This is a genomic window from Pseudomonas sp. SDO5271_S396 (assembly GCF_054071795.1).
This window is the reverse complement of sequence record NZ_JBSVWB010000028.1, coordinates 42,186-57,737: the sequence shown is the minus strand read 5'-3', so window position 1 is coordinate 57,737 and position 15,552 is coordinate 42,186. Positions and strand designations below refer to the sequence as shown.

14 protein-coding genes are annotated in these 15,552 nt (G+C 63.7%); 2 read left to right on the top strand and 12 right to left on the bottom strand.

The window, feature by feature from the left end:
• Positions 1–65 precede the first annotated feature (65 nt).
• Both ACW9IN_RS18920 and ACW9IN_RS18915 read left to right on the top strand, forming a co-directional pair.
• Positions 66–2,405: an AAA family ATPase gene (locus tag ACW9IN_RS18920; RefSeq protein ID WP_457367319.1), complete on the top strand. Its 2,340-nt coding sequence runs from the start codon at positions 66–68 to the stop codon at positions 2,403–2,405.
• A complete protein-coding gene (locus tag ACW9IN_RS18915) occupies positions 2,402–3,184 on the top strand; it encodes an HNH endonuclease (RefSeq protein ID WP_457367318.1) in 783 nt (260 codons plus the stop codon). The genes ACW9IN_RS18920 and ACW9IN_RS18915 overlap by 4 nt, the downstream gene beginning before the upstream one ends.
• Positions 3,185–3,237: 53 nt before the next feature.
• Here ACW9IN_RS18915 and gspD read toward each other — a convergent pair whose 3' ends face one another.
• From gspD to ACW9IN_RS18855, 12 genes are all read right to left on the bottom strand, one after another.
• Positions 3,238–5,358, bottom strand: a complete 2,121-nt coding sequence (gene gspD / locus ACW9IN_RS18910; RefSeq protein WP_457367340.1) for a type II secretion system secretin GspD — start codon at positions 5,356–5,358, stop codon at positions 3,238–3,240.
• 5 nt (positions 5,359–5,363) lie between these two features.
• Positions 5,364–5,882: a hypothetical protein gene (locus ACW9IN_RS18905; RefSeq protein ID WP_457367317.1), complete on the bottom strand. Its 519-nt coding sequence runs from the start codon at positions 5,880–5,882 to the stop codon at positions 5,364–5,366.
• Positions 5,879–6,478 (bottom strand): type II secretion system protein GspM, encoded by a 600-nt coding sequence (gspM, locus tag ACW9IN_RS18900; RefSeq protein ID WP_457367316.1) that lies wholly within the window; start codon positions 6,476–6,478, stop codon positions 5,879–5,881. Before gspM ends, ACW9IN_RS18905 begins: the two co-directional genes overlap by 4 nt.
• Positions 6,453–7,445 carry a type II secretion system protein GspL gene (locus ACW9IN_RS18895; protein WP_457367315.1) on the bottom strand — a complete coding sequence of 331 codons (993 nt, stop codon included), beginning with the start codon at positions 7,443–7,445 and terminating at the stop codon, positions 6,453–6,455. The genes gspM and ACW9IN_RS18895 overlap by 26 nt, the downstream gene beginning before the upstream one ends.
• Positions 7,442–8,143, bottom strand: coding sequence for a type II secretion system minor pseudopilin GspK (locus ACW9IN_RS18890; RefSeq protein WP_457367314.1), 702 nt, complete (start codon positions 8,141–8,143; stop codon positions 7,442–7,444). Before ACW9IN_RS18890 ends, ACW9IN_RS18895 begins: the two co-directional genes overlap by 4 nt.
• Positions 8,140–8,721: a prepilin-type N-terminal cleavage/methylation domain-containing protein gene (locus ACW9IN_RS18885; RefSeq protein ID WP_457367313.1), complete on the bottom strand. Its 582-nt coding sequence runs from the start codon at positions 8,719–8,721 to the stop codon at positions 8,140–8,142. The genes ACW9IN_RS18890 and ACW9IN_RS18885 overlap by 4 nt, the downstream gene beginning before the upstream one ends.
• Positions 8,718–9,050: a type II secretion system protein gene (locus ACW9IN_RS18880; RefSeq protein ID WP_457367312.1), complete on the bottom strand. Its 333-nt coding sequence runs from the start codon at positions 9,048–9,050 to the stop codon at positions 8,718–8,720. The genes ACW9IN_RS18885 and ACW9IN_RS18880 overlap by 4 nt, the downstream gene beginning before the upstream one ends.
• Positions 9,047–9,472, bottom strand: coding sequence for a prepilin-type N-terminal cleavage/methylation domain-containing protein (locus tag ACW9IN_RS18875; RefSeq protein WP_457367311.1), 426 nt, complete (start codon positions 9,470–9,472; stop codon positions 9,047–9,049). The genes ACW9IN_RS18880 and ACW9IN_RS18875 overlap by 4 nt, the downstream gene beginning before the upstream one ends.
• A 7-nt stretch (positions 9,473–9,479) precedes the next feature.
• Positions 9,480–9,890 carry a type II secretion system major pseudopilin GspG gene (gene gspG, locus ACW9IN_RS18870; RefSeq protein ID WP_457367310.1) on the bottom strand — a complete coding sequence of 137 codons (411 nt, stop codon included), beginning with the start codon at positions 9,888–9,890 and terminating at the stop codon, positions 9,480–9,482.
• Between the two features lie 13 nt (positions 9,891–9,903).
• Positions 9,904–11,100 (bottom strand): type II secretion system inner membrane protein GspF, encoded by a 1,197-nt coding sequence (gspF, locus tag ACW9IN_RS18865; protein WP_457367309.1) that lies wholly within the window; start codon positions 11,098–11,100, stop codon positions 9,904–9,906.
• Positions 11,097–12,794: a type II secretion system ATPase GspE gene (gene gspE, locus ACW9IN_RS18860; protein ID WP_457367308.1), complete on the bottom strand. Its 1,698-nt coding sequence runs from the start codon at positions 12,792–12,794 to the stop codon at positions 11,097–11,099. The genes gspF and gspE overlap by 4 nt, the downstream gene beginning before the upstream one ends.
• A gap of 333 nt (positions 12,795–13,127) precedes the next feature.
• Entirely contained in the window at positions 13,128–15,533 is a 2,406-nt protein-coding gene (locus tag ACW9IN_RS18855; RefSeq protein ID WP_457367307.1) for a TonB-dependent siderophore receptor, read from the bottom strand.
• Positions 15,534–15,552 lie beyond the last annotated feature (19 nt).

Below are 15,552 nucleotides of genomic sequence, written 5' to 3'. Positions count from 1 at the left end.
ACTATTGAGCCACTACCCCATATCTGCCTAACACCGTTAGCGCGCAACGCCTCAGGGATCATCACATGCTTGATGAAAGGGACATCCACGCCAACTTGTTGCTCAAGGAACTCAATAAGCTGAGGTTGCGCTTTACCCAACTTCAGAGTCACCAGTTTTATCGCCTGGTGCTCTATGTACTGGCCCTTACCTCGAACGCCATACACCCCACGACGCTGCTTCGGGCACGGGCAGAACTAGACCTCCCCGGACTGGGCGCCCATCTTTCCGAGCGCGTCGACGCTTTGATGTTCGCGTCTGACTTCGAAGGGCGTGAGACCGACGAGATCGTCTCAGCATTGAATAGCCGCACGTTCACCCTGCTGGCAGACAGAATCGTGCAACGGACGGCGGATAAATCCGCGGACGACATCGTGCATATGTTCGATTTTATTTTTCTGCGGGCCGTGCAACTGGCCTATGAAATCGACTCGCGTCATCCCCCCATCGTCGCCGCCTTGGCCAATGGTTTGTTATCCCACGGGCAGGGGTTGATCGATGCCTTTCCTTATTCGGGTGAGCCCTTTGTCGTCGAGCATCGCCGCAATACGAAAGCCGAGCATTTTCACCTTCAAGCCGTATTCGGATACGACGACTTGGTGAACCTCAGATTGCGCCTGCGCGGTTTGACGTCCAGGCCGGTTTACACCCCGGATCTGGCCCCGGTTATTGGCCTGACGGTCATCGACGCGGTGTCATCGCGGTCTCAAACTCAAGGCGATACATTCCAGACGCTCTCACACTTGATCGACGACAACGGCCTGAGCAGAAGGACACTGGTGATCGTCAAGAACGCCGACAAAGTACCAAAAGCACTCATCAGCAGGATAAAACGGCTGGATCTACTGGAAGCGGTCATCGACCTGACCAGTTTCGATGCGCAGGAACACCCGACACGAATCAGCGCCTGGTTGCTCAACACCGAAAAACCTTACGTCGAACGCACGCTTTGCCTGGACGTAAGTGCACTGGCGAACCTCCCCGACCAAGTGGATGCGCTATCGGCAGCCTGGTTCGCCGCCGCTGTCGTGGACCTGTGGAGCGGCCGTTATCAGTTTCGACTGGGGCGCTACCCCGAAGTCAAGGCGGGACCTTTGAAAGGCCTGTTCACCCAGATGTTCGACAGGGGGTACGTGGACACCCCCGGCGTGTGCGAGCAATTGCCGTCCAGCGATGTGCTGAGGCAGAAACTCACGGCCACCACCCTTCTGCAAAAACCGCCGACACCGCCCAACTGGTCGTTGCTGGATCAACGTCCCCTGCTCCACCTGCTACTGAACTCAGCCGTGCCGTTCTGCGCCTACGTGATTGGCAACAATGGAGTGGGCAAGAGCCTGCTGCTGGCCTCATTGATCAATATTCTGGACGACAGAAAAATCCCTTCGGCCGGGCTCGCATTCGGGCTGTCGGACCGATTTCCCTTGAGGAAAAAGGCGTCCGAGGAAAGCCTGTTCGCGTATTTGGGCAACCGCACCGCCAGCACCGGACATTCGTATCAGCAGGCTTCAAGCGTGCTGACCAGGCAACTGATCCAGGTATACACCAGCCCCTCGCGACTCGCGCTTTTCTCTCTGGCACTGGATCATCTGGATTTCAAGCATCAGCAATACCTCGTACCCGTCGACGCATCGGACAGGCAGTTGAGTCATGGCGCGGAAGCTCTGAATATCTGGCCGCTATCGCCCATTTCAAAAGACAACCGCCCCCTGCGAGAGGAAACGAAAAAACGTGTCTATGAACTGGCGTTGATCCGCCGCGAGGGCAACGACCTCGTCCGCTTCAGCCTGCTGAGTTCCGGCGAGCAGCAGATCATCATGCTGTTCAGCAAGATCGCCGCCCACGCCAAACCCGGCATGGTGTTTTTGATCGACGAGCCCGAGATAAGCCTGCATGTACAGTGGCAGCAAGCCTTGCCCGGGCTGTTGAGCGAGATCGCCAGACAGGCCGCGTGCAGCTTCGTGATCGCCACCCACTCCCCAACCCTGGTCGCCAATGCCCAGGCACCCGACACCCACTGCTTTCTGGCCAGAGACCAGGCGTTGACGAGCATTCCCCTGGAACACCGCCACTCCGTCGAGACCATCCTGCTGGAAGGGTTCAAGGTCTATACGCCACATAACCGCGAGGTCCATGAGCGCTGCGCAGCCCTGGTGTCACGCGCCATCCAGTTGACGAACCAGGCGGCTCGCGTGGACACCGTCCAAAGGGATGAGATGACCGCCACACTGGACGAAATGGCCAAGACCATGACAGACAGCGCCAAGAACAAGGGACGACGCTTCGAGCAAGACTTGAGCCTGATCGAGCAGGCCAAACGTGCGATTGACGAAACCTATGCCCTCGCGGACCTGGGAGGACGTGCATGACCCCCTGCACACTGCCCTCGCCCCGTGACATGACCCGTGAATATCAGGCCTACCGAGCCCAGGCCCACGAAAAACAGAGACTGCGTGCCAGTACCTTGCAGGTCATACGTAAATTCCGAAAAGAGGCACTAAGCCGGAGTGACAACGTCTGGACGCGCTTCAGCGCCTACGTACACCCGGTCACGCCCGAGGTCAGCGGCGTAAAAATCAAACGGGCCCTGCGGCTTTTCCTGACGCGTCGTCAAGAGCACCGCTGCTGCTACTGTCGCCGCTGGTTGATGAACAACGCGTATGCCAGCCCGATCGAACACATCCTGCCCAAAAGCACGTACCCACAGTTCGCCTTGCAGTTCTGGAACCTGGCGCTGTCGTGCTACCACTGCAACGAGCTGAAGAAAAAAGACGATTGGGGCCGATTCGCAGCGCACCATCCCCACTATCCGCAACCGGCGGCGGCGGCACACTTTTTTCATCCCCGGTACCACGACTACAACGAGCATGTGCGTTTCTTTCGGATCGAATCCAACCACGGCTATTTGAGCGCCTTCAATGGCATCACCGACCAGGGCCGGCATTTGTGCACCCACTTGCTGTGCAAAATCGCCGGCAAGGAAAGCCTGTGCCAAAGCACACCGGCGGTGGCAGAGTTCCTGGCGGTGATGGAAGCGTTCCAGGGCTCCCCGGAGGAACCGCCACGTACCGCGCTTGAAGCTTTCCGGGCAGAACTGGATAACGCGATCATGGCTCGGCTCGACGATGCAGGCGCCACTGCCGCCTGATCTTTTTTCAGGCGCACCGCCCACTTATCGAACCCCTCGAAGACTTAAACCGCTTACTGCCCCGGCCGCAGCAACTGCATCTGCTGGCGGTAATCGTCCGTCACCTGGCGCGCCTGGCTGCTGCTGGTGATCACCTTTGGCGTGATCAGCACGATCAGCTCGGTACGGTCCTTGGACTTGCTGGTGTTGCCGAACAGCCAGCGCAAACCGGGGATCTTGCCCAGGTAGGGCACGGCGCTGACGTTGTCGGCGTTGTCCTGTTTGATCAGGCCGCCGAGCAACACGGTCTGGCCGCTCTGCACGGCGACCTGGGTCGATACCGAGCGGGTGGAGATGCGCGGGTTGACCGGGGTGTCGCTGTTGGCCGCAGGGTTTTCGGCGTCGCTGACCTGCTGCTGGATATCCATGTACACCAGGCCGCCCGGGTTGATGCGCGGCACCACGTCGAGGATCACGCCGGTCTGCACGTATTCGACACTGCTGAGGGTGGTGTCGGCGTCGCCGGTATTGACCGTGGTCTGGTTGATCGGGATATTGTCGCCCACCTGAATCTGCGCCGGCTGGTTGTTCATCACCACCAGTGACGGGGCCGACAGTACCTGGGTGCGACCGTTTTTTTCCAGGGCATGCAGCGCCACTTGCAGGTTGGAGCTGACGAAGGAATAAAACAGTGAATCCGTCGCCCCCAGCCCTGCTCCGCCACCCCCCAGCGCACCCTGGCTGCCGGAAGCGTTGGCCACAGTGGTGCTGGCGGAATTGCCCGCCAGACGGCCCAGGTACCACTGCACGCCAAGGTCCAGCTCGCCACTGAGCTTGACCTCGAGGATGCGCGTCTCGATCTGCACTTGCAGCGGCGGGTTGTCGAGGCGCTTGATCGCCGCTTCGATCTCTTTCCACTGCGCCGGACGGGTGCGGACCAGCAACTGGTTGCTGCTCTTCTGCGCGGTGATGCGGGTGCCCGCTTCCAGGATGTTGGTCGGCGCGGCTTCGGGCGAATCCTCCACCTCGGGCGCCTCCTCCCGGGGCACCGGCGGCGTGTTCTGCACGCCTGACGTGTTGAGCGATGACAGCGTGGTGGTGCGCAGCCCCGGCGCGACCCTGGCAGGCGTGTCGTCCTTGATCGCGCCGGTGCCGTAGATTTGCCGCAGGTACTTGGCCAGGTCCGACGCCTTCATGTTGCGCACGTCGTAGACATACATCTGCGGCTCGTTGCCGCCGCCTTCGTCGATGGTACGAATCCAGTCGCCCACTTCGCTCAGGTACTGCGGCTGGGAGGAAATCGCCACCACCGAATTGGTCCGCTCCACCGGCAAGAACCGCAACATCCCCGCCAGAGGCACGCCGCTGTCGGGGCCGAACAGGGCTTGCAGCTGGGGCATCAATTCGGCCACCGAGGCGCGTTGCAGGCCGAATACGCCCACCGACATGCCCTTGAGCCAGTCCACGTCGAAGGTGTCGATGGTGTCCTGGTAGTTGGCCAGTTCGTCCGGCGTACCGGCCAGGCTCAGGACATTGCGCGCCGGGTCCACCAGCAGGAAGGCGTTCTCGCGGGCAAACGGCTTGAGCAGTTTCTGCATTTCGGTGGCCGAGATGTAGCGCAGCGGAAACAGCCGCGCCGACAGCCCGCTGGAAGGCTGGGCCACGTGCATCTGCGGCACCAGCTTGCCCGCCACCGCCTCGCTGGCCGGCAGGATCACGTAGCGCGGGCCTTGGCGGATCATGGCGTTGTCGGTCCAGGACAGCAGGGTTTCAAGGATCGACAGGGCCTGTTGTTTGTCCACCGGTTTTGAGGTGGAAAAACTCACATTGCCCTTCACGCCCTGGGCGATGCTGTAGTTCTCGTGCAGCAGGTCGCCCATCACGCTGTTGATCACCGCCTCGATGGGCTGGTCGGCGAAATTGAACACGATGTCGCCCTCTTGCGCCTTCGGTTCAGCGCCTGCGCCGGAGGTGCGCACGAACTGTTGGTTGCCCCGAATCAACTGGCGCTGCGCAGGTGTCTTGATTGCCGGCGCGGGGCCGGGCGCTACGGTTGGCTCGCTCGGCGGACGTTGTGCGCCGGTACCTTGCAGGGCTTCGTGCAACAGGTCTTCGTCCGGGTCGAGGCGGTCGGGAAAGGCACCACAGCCACCCAGGGCAAGGGCGGTGGCCAGGCAAAACGTGGAAACGCGCAGATCGATCAAGGGAGGGGCTCGCGGGGCAAAGTAGTCGGGGGTCGGGTGGACGGCGGCGGCAAACGCTTGGCGTAGAGGCCCAGGGTTTGGCTGCGGCCATCCAGGGCGAAACGGGCGGATTGCGGGGTGAGGTGTTCCAGGCGCCAGCCATTGGGCAGCGTCTGGCCCAGTCGCAAGGTCAGGGTCTTGCCGTCGGCCTGCTTGAGCATTGCCATTTGCAGGTTTCCGGTGATCATGATCCCGCTGAGCGTCAGGTTGGCCAGGCGCGTGGCCTGGGCCTTGCCACTCAGGCGGTCGGGGCTGCGATCCGGGCTGAACAAGGGCGCTTGCCATGTGGTGGCGAGCGCCTGCAACGGTACGCTGGGGGCTACCTGCACCCGCGCGGAAACAGGCGCTTCGCCAGTCGGCTCGGGCAACCATTGCGGCTCATCGCCGAGGCTGCTGAGGATCACCGCCATCAACACGCCCAGCCCGGCGGCCAGGCCGAGCAGGCCCCACTCCAGGGGACGCAACACACCGATCATCGCGCCACCTGCGGTTGCAGGTAGCCACGCACCAGCAGGTGCACCACCAGCTTGCCCGCACCGCCGCTGACGGGCGCCTCGCGGCCACGGCGAATGCGCAACTCGTCCACGAACAGAAACGGCGGCTGGTATTCGAGTTCGTGCAGCACCGCTTCGAGAGGTTCGATGGCGCAGTCGAGGGTCAGGCTGACCTTCACTTGGCGATACGGCTCGCCATCATCCTGCTCGGCGGTGATGGGTTTGCGCTGGGTCAGGCTGCACCCGCCGCCGAGGTTGGCGTGGCTGTTGATCAGGTCGGCAAGGCGTTGCATCAGATCGGCGGCGACCACGTCGGGGTCATCCCCCGGCAACAGACTGGTGCTGCTGGCCGGGTCCTGGCGAGCCTGTTCGAGCTGCTGGCGCAGAGCATCGCCCTGGCGCAACACGCCGGCGTAGCGTTGCTGCTGTTCGCGCAACAGTTCGGCCTGTTCGCCCATGGCGCGCAGCGGTCCGGCGAACCAGCTGTCGATCAACAGCCAGTACGCCGCGCCGACCACTGCCGCGAGGACCAGCAAGGCCCCGCCACGGCGTTCACGGGGTGTGAGGGTGCGGCGCATCGGCAGCCTCCTGACGCAGGTGGGCGCGCAAGGCAAACTGGTCCTTGCCGGTGCGCGCATCAGGTTGAATCACCCCTTCGAACTGGGCATTTTCCAGGCGCTGGCAGCTTTTGATCCGGGTAATCAGCGCGCTGGCCTTGGCGCTCTGGCCAGAAAAGGTGATCTCGCCCTCTTTGACGTCCAGTTGGTCGAGCCAGGTGTCGGCGGGCAGGCAGGTAGTAAGGTCATTGAGCAGCGCGGCCAGGGGAGGCTGCGCCAGTTTGCGCCGGTTGAGGTACTGCGCCGCGCCACGGGTGTTGAGCAGTTGCTGGCGCAAAGCGTGCACCTCGGCGACCTGGGCTTTTTGCTGCTGGACGGTGGCCTGCATGGCATCGAGCACGCGCTGGCGGTCGTTGAGCCACAGCAACATCGCGGTGATCAGCAAGGCGCCACACAGCCACGGCAGACTGCGCTGCAAGCCTTTGCCCGCCGAGCGTTGACGCGGGCGCAACGGTGCCGGCAGCAGGTCGATGCCCAGTCCGGCCACATCCACCCGGTGGGGACGCAGGCCGAGTACGGCGCAGTCGCTGAGGATCCGGTCCAGGCGTTCGCGCAGGATCGCCACCAGCATCACATCCAGGTGGTCCGCCGTGCGATGCTCCTGGCGGGCGACGAAATACAGTTGGTCGGCGTCGAACGGGGTGTAGCGGTCCAACTCATACCCCACCACCGCCGTGAGGTTACGCGCTGCGGCCAGGGGCAATTGCACGGTTTGCAGCAGCACCGCGTCGCGGTTCAGGGACAGCACCTGGCGCGCGCTGCCCGCTGCAACCGGTTCCTTCAACGGCCAATGGTGTATCTGCTCCGCTGGCTCGCGCAGTGCCAGCCAGCCAGGCAGGCACCCGCGCAGTTCGACGAGCCACAGGCGCCATGCCTGCTGCAACAGGCTGCCGCGCCACTGCCGGGCGATGGGTTCGAGTCGATTCATTCTTGCCAACGCAACACCCGATAGGGTTGTGCGCTGTCCTCCGTGGGGTTCAGTAAAACCGTGACTTGCAGGTGCGCGCGATAACCGCCCGGGCGCTCGGCGCGGCTGTCGACCATCAGCACAACGCCGGGGTCGGAACCTTCGGCGTGCGCCTGCGGCAGGTTCAATGCCTGGCGCATCAAGGGGCTGGCGAACGCGGGATCGGGGCGGTCCAGGTCGCTCCACAAGGTGAGTTCCGGGAGCAGGCGGCTGTAGAGGGATTGGCTCATGCCGGGCAATGGGCGCAGTTCTTCCAGCACCCGAAACGGTGCCGCGCCCTGGTTGCGCCGCGTGTCGAGCGCCTTGGCCAACTGGCTGGCCTGGGCCGGTGTGGCGCCGCAGGCCAGGGCCAGGTGCATGAAGTCCTGCCCGTCGGCGTTGATCAGGTACAGCTTGCCGCGCTCGCTGCGCAGGCTGACGTGCAGTTGCGCGTCATCAAAGGTCAGTGCCATTTCCCGGCCATCCGCGACCCAGCGCCGGTCAGCCATGACCTGCGCGATGCCGGCTTCGGCGGCCAGCACGGTCTGGGTGTGCTGGCGCAACCACAGGGCCTGGCGGCTTTCCAGTTGCACCCAACCGACCAGACCGCCGAGCAGCACACTGAGCAACGCCAGCGCCCACAGCACCAGCAACAGCGCGGCGCCGCGCTGACGTGTCATTCCTCCACGCTCCCGCCCGACAGATTCAAGCGCAGGGCGATCACTTGGGTGACCCACGGCACGGGGCCGTTGACGGCAGTGGCAATACGCACGGCCTGGGGCAGCCGCCTGGGCCACGGCCATTCGCTGAGCCAGCCGGTGGGCTGGCCCAGCGGCGACACACCGCGATAACTGAACTGCACGCCGCCGAGGTTTCTGAGCAGTACTTGCGGTTCGCGGTGGGAGAACGAGACTTGCAAGTCCTGGTCGACCTGCTGCACACAAAACCGGTGGATGCCGCCACCGAGTACACCCGGCAGGGTCGAGACGAATTGCAGTTGCTCAGCCGTACCGTTGAAAAAACCCTCCATCGGGTGATCGTCGTCTTCGACCACCAACGGCAGTGCCTCGCTGATGGCCGTGCGCAAAAACTGTTGCGCTGCGCGCACTTCATCCAGGCTCACCGTGTACCCCTGAGCCTTGGACACCGCACGATTGGTCCCCAGCAACGCGCCGCCCACCAGCACCAGCAACACGCTGAGCAGGCTCAGCGCCACGAGGATTTCCAGCAAGGTGAAGCCCTGCTCGGCGCGCTTCACAGCCGCGCCTTCAAGGTACTGAAACGGGCCTCGTGGAGCCCCTCGCGCAGGCTCAAGTCCAGGCGAAACAGGTGTGGCTGCTGGCGGGTGCTGGTCAGTTGCCAGTGCACGCCATCCAGTTCGCCTTGAGTGACTCCGTTGCTCAAACGCCCCGCCGCTTGCTGATCGAAAATCGTCAGGGCCGCGTGGGTGAGTCGGTCACTGCGCGCCACTTGCGCCAAGGAACGGGCGCTCTGACCGAAGGCGACCAGCAACACCGTGCTGCACACCGCCATCAGCGTCAGGGCGGCGAGCATTTCGAGCAGGGTGAATCCCTTTTCGCGCGTCATGGCAGCGCCCTGGACTGCACGCTGCCGGTGAGCCAGCCGATATCGATGCGCCAACGCCGGCTACCGTTGGCCACCAGCAGGTTGCCGCCGGTGGAGCTGCCATCGGGGTAGAACTCGATGGCCGAGCCCAACTGGTCGGCCGTGTGCAGGGTGACACGCAGTTGTCGCGGCCACTGTTGCGTCGCGCGCCCGGGGGCCTGGAATGTCAGGTTGTGCAGGTCGAATTCGGTGCGGGCCGCCTGGCCGCCAATGATCGCGTCAGCCCGTGTCGCGCGCAGCGCCTCGACCATCTGCCCGACCACGCGCCGCTCCAGGGCCACCTGCAATCCCTGGCGCACCCCAAGTCCGAGCAACCCGGCAGCCAGGCCGATCAACAGGATGACCACCAGCATTTCCAGCAAGGTGAAGCCGCGCTGGGCCATGACCGGTTTACTCCCAGTTGCCCAGGTCGGCGCTGTAGCCTTCGCCGCCCGGTTGGCCGTCCTGGCCGTAGAAGATCAGGTCAAAGGCGCCATGCTCACCGGGGAAGCGATAACCGAAGGCGTGGCCGAACGGGTCCTTGAGGTCGGAGGGTTTGGCATAGGGGCCGGCCCAACTGGAAGCGTTCGCCGGCTTGTCCACCAGTTGCTGCAGGTTATTGGGCGGTGAGCCGATATCCAGGGCATAGCTGTCGACCTTCATGCTCAGGCTGGCCAACTGGGCCTTGCCCGCGCCATATTTGCCCTTGTCCACGTTGCCGCCGACCTGGCGCACCACGATGGTCGCGACAATGCCCAGCAGCACGATCACCGCAAGCATTTCCAGCAAGGTAAAACCGCGTTGGCGGCGCGAGAGGTTCATGGCGCAGGCTCCTTCATATATGGCTGGTAAGGCTCATCAGCGGCAGCATGATGGCGAGCATGATCACCGCCACCAGCACTGCCATGACCACGGTCAGGCTGGGCACCAGCGCGGCGAGCAGGTGCTCGATGCCACGCTTGGCTTCCATGTCGAAAATGTCGGCGACCTTGAGCAGCATGCTGTCCAGTTCACCGGCTTGCTCACCGACCTCGATCATTTGCAGGGCCAGGTCGGGCAACAACGGCTGTACGCCAAAGGCACTGGCCAGGGTGCCGCCACCCTTGACCGATTCCGCCGCCGTCGCTACCTGGGCCTGCAGGGCGCGGTTGGTGCAGACTTGCCGCGCGATCACCAGCGCCGGCAATAACGCCACGCCATTGCCGAGCAAGGTGCCAAGGGTGCGCGCCAGCCGCGCCGCCTCGACCCGTTGCAGCAGCGGGCCGGTCACGCGAATGCCCAGCAGATGCCGGTCGAACCGCTCCCGGCGGCGCGGGTCCCGCAGGCTGGCGAGCAGCGCCCAGACGGCGACGATCAAAGCGCCCAAGACGAGCAGGCCGTAATGCCCAAGGAACTCACCGAGGGCCAGGATCACGTCGGTGATCAGTGGAATCGGCACGCCCAGGTCCTGGAAAATCGGCACGAATTGCGGCACCACGTACGCCAGCAACAGCACCAGGGAACCCAACACACCGACCACCAGGAACGCCGGATAGATCAACGCGTTGGTCACTTCACCCCGCAGCAACTGGCTGCGGGCCAGATAGTCACCGAGTTGGTGCAAGGTGCTTTCGAGCGCGCCACCGGCTTCACCGGCGCGCACCATGCTCAGGTACAACGGGGAAAAGCTGTCACCCTCCTCGCTCAGCGCCACCGACAAGGGTTTGCCGGCCTTGACGTGATCGCGGATGCGTTCGATCAGCGCGCGAACCCGGGGTTGACCAGGCTGGCGCAGCAGAAGGCCCAGGGAGCGCTCCAGCGGCTGTCCCGCCCCCAGCAACGTCGCCAGTTGCTGGGTGAAACTCACCAATGTCGCGCCTTGCAATGGCTTGCGCGTGCTGCGCAGCAGGGAGCTGCCTGCCGTTTCGATGTGCAACAACAACCAGCCGCGCTGTTGCAGAACCGCAATCGCGGCCGCCTGGTCGCTGGCTTCGAGCGTGCCCTGCTGGGTCACCCCCTGGCTGTCCAGGGCGCGGAATTTGAACAGGCTCACCCGCCCTCTCCACGGGTGACGCGCAGCACTTCTTCCAGGGAGGTGATGCCTGCCAGCGCCTGGCGCAAACCGTCTTCATACAGGGTGCGCAGTCCGCTTCGGCGCGCGGCCTGTTCCAGGGTGGCGGCGTCGGCGTGGCGCATCAGCAGGCTGCGCAGATCGTCGTTCATCACCAGCAATTCGGTGATGGCGCTGCGGCCGTGATAGGCGCCCTGGTAGAGCAGGATCGGACGTTGTTCGGTGAAGCGATCCAGACCGTGCTCCGCGATGAGTTCCGGTGGTGCTTCGAAGGCGACGCGGGTGGCCGGGTCCAGGCGTCGCACCAGGCGTTGCGCAAGAATGCCGCTGACCGTCGAGGCGATCAGGTAGCTCTCCACGCCCATGTCCAGCAGGCGCGTGATGCTGGCGGCGGCGCTGTTGGTGTGCAAGGTGGACAACACCAGATGGCCGGTGAGGGACGACTGGATGGCAATGCGGCAGGTTTCCAGGTCACGGATTTCGCCGATCATGATCACGTCCGGGTCCTGGCGCACGATGGAACGCAGCGCACCGGCGAAGTCCAGGCCGATGGCGGGTTTGACCTGAATCTGGTTGATGCCTTCGAGCTGGTATTCCACCGGGTCTTCCACGGTGATGATCTTGCGTTCGGCGGTATTGAGCCGCGACAGTGCGGTGTAGAGCGTGGTGGTCTTGCCGGACCCGGTGGGCCCGGTGACCAGCAGGATGCCGTGGGGTCGTTCCAGCAGGTCCAGAAACGCGGCAAGACGCTGGCCGTCGAAACCCAGGCTGGGGAAGTCGAACTGCACGGTCTGGCGGTCGAGCAGGCGCATCACCACCGATTCGCCGAAGCTGGTGGGCACCGTGGACACGCGCAAATCCAATTCCTTGCCCTGGATGCGCAGCATGATGCGCCCGTCCTGGGGCAGGCGCCGTTCGGCGATGTCCAGGCGCGCCATGATCTTCACCCGCGAGATCACCGCCGCCGACGAGCTCGCCGGCGGAGCCTCGGCGTCATGCAGCACGCCGTCGATGCGGTAGCGCACCTTGAGCTGGTTCTCGAAGGGTTCGATATGAATGTCCGAGGCGCGCTGTTCCACGGCACGTTGCAGGATCAGGTTGACCAGCCGAATCACCGGCGCTTCCGAGGCCATGTCCTTGAGGTGTTCGATGTCCTCCAGCGAGCCGCCCTGCTCATCGAGGTTTTCGATCAGGGTACCCATGGCCGAACGCCCCTGGCCGTAATAGCGCTCGATCAGCGTGTCGACTTCCGTGCGCGGGCCAACGGCCAGCCACACCGGTACTTCGCAGGCATAGGCCAACGCCTGGAACGGATAAGCCTGTGCCGGGTTGGCCGCCAGCACACGCAGGCCATCACCGTTCCAGCCCATGGGCACGACCTGGTAGTGACGCATGAAACGCTCGCTCAACACCGGCAGGGGCTCAAGCACAGGCGGCGCGGCGTCGGCCAGCAGCAGCGGCGCGCCCAGCAGCGCAGCCCAGGCACGGGCCAGTTCGACTTCGGAGACCAGCCCCAGGCGCGTGAGCAAGCCCAGCAGGTCGCCCCCCTCGGTGGATAAACGCCGGGCGCGCTCCAGGTCGAGGGTTTTCAACCCGGCGTGCTGCATCAACCACGCGCACACTTGATCGGTGTGCGGGATCTGCAGATGGCAGGCATCGATAGGCAATGACGACATGGTGTGGGGGTGTCTGGTTGCGCGAAAGTATGGCTAATTGCAACTAATGGCACTGTAGATACAGTGCCATTAGTTCGCTATGCCGCAGCCGAAGTTGACTCGGGTTATCGACTGGAAGTTGTAACGCTAGTTCCTGAATTAAGGAAACAAACTGAAAAGAATAGGCGATGGCTGTCCCGGTTTCCCGGTGCATGCACTGATTTAGAGCAGCCCGCACCCCTATCGGACTATTCGTTAGTTGCAATTAGCCACTTCGCTGATTATTCAAGGGTGAAACTTTACCCATCCCCCTGACAATTACGGCACTGTTTTATCAGCGCCCTCTGTACGCACTCAGAAGTCGACCGTTGCGGAGAGCAAATAAGTGCGGGGTGTCGACAAGGTCAGGCCCGGTTCGCTGTCATCCGAGGCGCCGGCAGAACTCCAGTAACGCTTGTTCGCGACGTTCTCGACGTTGGCCCGCAGGGTGACGTGCTTGTCGTCGACCTTGAACCCGTAGCGCGCGCCCACATCCATGCGATTCCAGGCATCGATTTGCTTGACGTTGGCCTGGTCCAGGTATTGCGAGCTGGAATAGATGCCCCGGCCGGTCAGGGTCAGTCCCTCAAGGGTGGGCACGTCCCATTCGGCGCCGAGGTTGACGTTGTATTTGGGTGTGGCCGGCGCACGGTTGCCGTCGAAAGTGCCGTTGGTGGTGTGGGTCAATTCGCTGTCGATGTACATCACCCCGCCCAGCAGGCGGAAACCCTTGAGTGGTTCGCCGAACAGACTCAGTTCCACGCCCTGGTTCTGCCGCTTGCCGTTGGGGCCGAATACCCGCGAGGTGGCATTGGTTTCATAGGCCGGCTGCTTGATGCGGAACAGCGCTGCCGTGACCGCGAAGGCGCCGGCGTCATACTTGGCACCCACTTCCACCTGACGGCTGATGAAGGGCGGGAAGATTTCGTCCTCATTGACTGAGGTAGAGGGCGCGATCTTGCCCTGACTCAGCCCTTCCATGTAGTTGGCATAGAGCGACAATGTGTCGGTGGCCTTGAACAGCAGGCCGCCGGAGGGCGAGACTTTTTCCTCGTCGTAGGCGGTGTCACCTTTGATGCCGTCCGCCCAGTCGTCCACCTTCACACGCTGCCAACGCGCGCCGAGGGTCAACAGCAGGCGGTCATCGAAGAAACCCAGGGTGTCGGAAAGGGCCACGCCGCTGAAGCGGTTTTCGGTGTAGACCCTGGAGTCAAAACGGGTTGGCCGCGAGGGTGTCGGCGTTTGCACCGGGTTGTAGAGGTTGCTCGGTGCCGCCGCATACCGGGCGCCGCCGTTTTCGAAGTCCATGTAGAAGTAGCTGGCGGCCAGGTTGATTTCATGGCTGACGGGCCCGGTATGAAACCAGTTGCGCACGCCGGCGGTGGCGGTGCGCACGTTCTCGTCGCGGGTGAAGTCCCGGGGCTGCACACTGAAATCCCCGGCGTTGTTGGTGACGGACACGGCGTGGCGCAGGAAGTCATGGTTGCTTTTGCGTGCACCCACGCCGCCATACAGCATCACGTTGTCGCTGAGGTCGAACTCGCCATTGAGCGTGCCGAAGGTGTCGTGGGTGCTGGCCTTGCTCCAGTGTTGCGCATAGTTGCGATGCACAGCGTTGGCGCTCGGCACCCGGGCATTCGGACCGACCTGCACGCGCTCCTGGGGCGCATCGGTGTCACGCTCGGTGCGGCCGATGTCGGTGGAAAGGCGCAGGCGCTCGCCGCGAAAATCCAGGCCGAGCACGGCCATTTCACGGTCGACGGTCTGGTGATCCCACTCGGTGTCGCCGGCCTGCTTCACGCCGTTGAAGCACAGGCCGAACTGATTACCCTCGCCGAAACGCCGCCCCACATCCACCGCACCACCGGCCTGGCTGCCGGAGGCCCAACTGCCGGTCAACGAGGTGATGGGGGTGTCGGTAGCGCGCTTGGGTACCACATTGATGCCGCCGCCGACGCTGCCACGGGGCGAAATGCCGTTGATCAACTGGGTCGGGCCCTTGAGGATGTCGACGCGATCGGCCATTTCCATATCGATGGTGTAGGTGGGCAATACGCCGTACAGACCGTTGTAGGCCACATCGCTGTTGAACAGGCTGAAACCGCGAATGGTGAACTGCTCGTAGCGCCCGCCGGCCGGGTTGGTGGCGCGCACCGAAGGGTCGCTGGCGATCAGGTCGCCGAGGGTGCGGGCCTGCTGGTTCTTCACCGTTTCCTGGGTGTAGGTGGTGATGCTGAAGGGCGTTTCCATGAAATCCCGGGTGCCCAGCAGACCCTGGGAGCCACGCCGCGCCACCTGGCCGCCGGCGTAGCTGTCGCTTTCGGCCAGGCCGGTGGTGCCAACAATGGCGGTGGGCGCGAGCTGCAGGCTGCCGCCCTGGGGCACCGGCACCAACCCATAGGCCCGCTCGCCCATGACCTGCAATTGCAGGCCCGAGCCTTGCAACAAACGCGCGAAGCCCTCCTCCACGGCGAACTCACCCGACAACCCCGTGCTGCTACGCCCGCTGACCAGCGCCGGGTCCACCGACAGGCTGACCTCCGCCAGCCCGGCGAAGCGGGTGAGCGCTGCGCCGAGGCTGCCAGCCGGAACCTGATAGCTGCGCCGGGTGGCGGAGTCTTCGGCCAGGCTGGCCGGGACGAACAGCGGGCTGGCACTGAGGCTCAGCAGCAGGCTCAGGTTGAGTAGCGGGCGTAAGCGTAACGGGAGGACTGCGGACATGGGGGGAAGCTCTCGATTT

Excerpts from the sequence above, each read along its gene's own strand:
- ACW9IN_RS18880 (WP_457367312.1), bottom strand. The coding sequence starts at position 9,050 with ATGACGCGCGAAAAGGGATTCACCCTGCTCGAAATGCTCGCCGCCCTG.
- gspM (WP_457367316.1), bottom strand. The coding sequence starts at position 6,478 with ATGCGCCGCACCCTCACACCCCGTGAACGCCGTGGCGGGGCCTTGCTG.
- gspG (WP_457367310.1), bottom strand. The coding sequence starts at position 9,890 with ATGAACCTCTCGCGCCGCCAACGCGGTTTTACCTTGCTGGAAATGCTT.
- ACW9IN_RS18875 (WP_457367311.1), bottom strand. The coding sequence starts at position 9,472 with ATGGCCCAGCGCGGCTTCACCTTGCTGGAAATGCTGGTGGTCATCCTG.
- ACW9IN_RS18890 (WP_457367314.1), bottom strand. The coding sequence starts at position 8,143 with ATGACACGTCAGCGCGGCGCCGCGCTGTTGCTGGTGCTGTGGGCGCTG.
- ACW9IN_RS18920 (WP_457367319.1), top strand. The coding sequence starts at position 66 with ATGCTTGATGAAAGGGACATCCACGCCAACTTGTTGCTCAAGGAACTC.
- ACW9IN_RS18895 (WP_457367315.1), bottom strand. The coding sequence starts at position 7,445 with ATGAATCGACTCGAACCCATCGCCCGGCAGTGGCGCGGCAGCCTGTTG.
- gspE (WP_457367308.1), bottom strand. The coding sequence starts at position 12,794 with ATGTCGTCATTGCCTATCGATGCCTGCCATCTGCAGATCCCGCACACC.
- ACW9IN_RS18915 (WP_457367318.1), top strand. The coding sequence starts at position 2,402 with ATGACCCCCTGCACACTGCCCTCGCCCCGTGACATGACCCGTGAATAT.
- ACW9IN_RS18855 (WP_457367307.1), bottom strand. The coding sequence starts at position 15,533 with ATGTCCGCAGTCCTCCCGTTACGCTTACGCCCGCTACTCAACCTGAGC.
- ACW9IN_RS18905 (WP_457367317.1), bottom strand. The coding sequence starts at position 5,882 with ATGATCGGTGTGTTGCGTCCCCTGGAGTGGGGCCTGCTCGGCCTGGCC.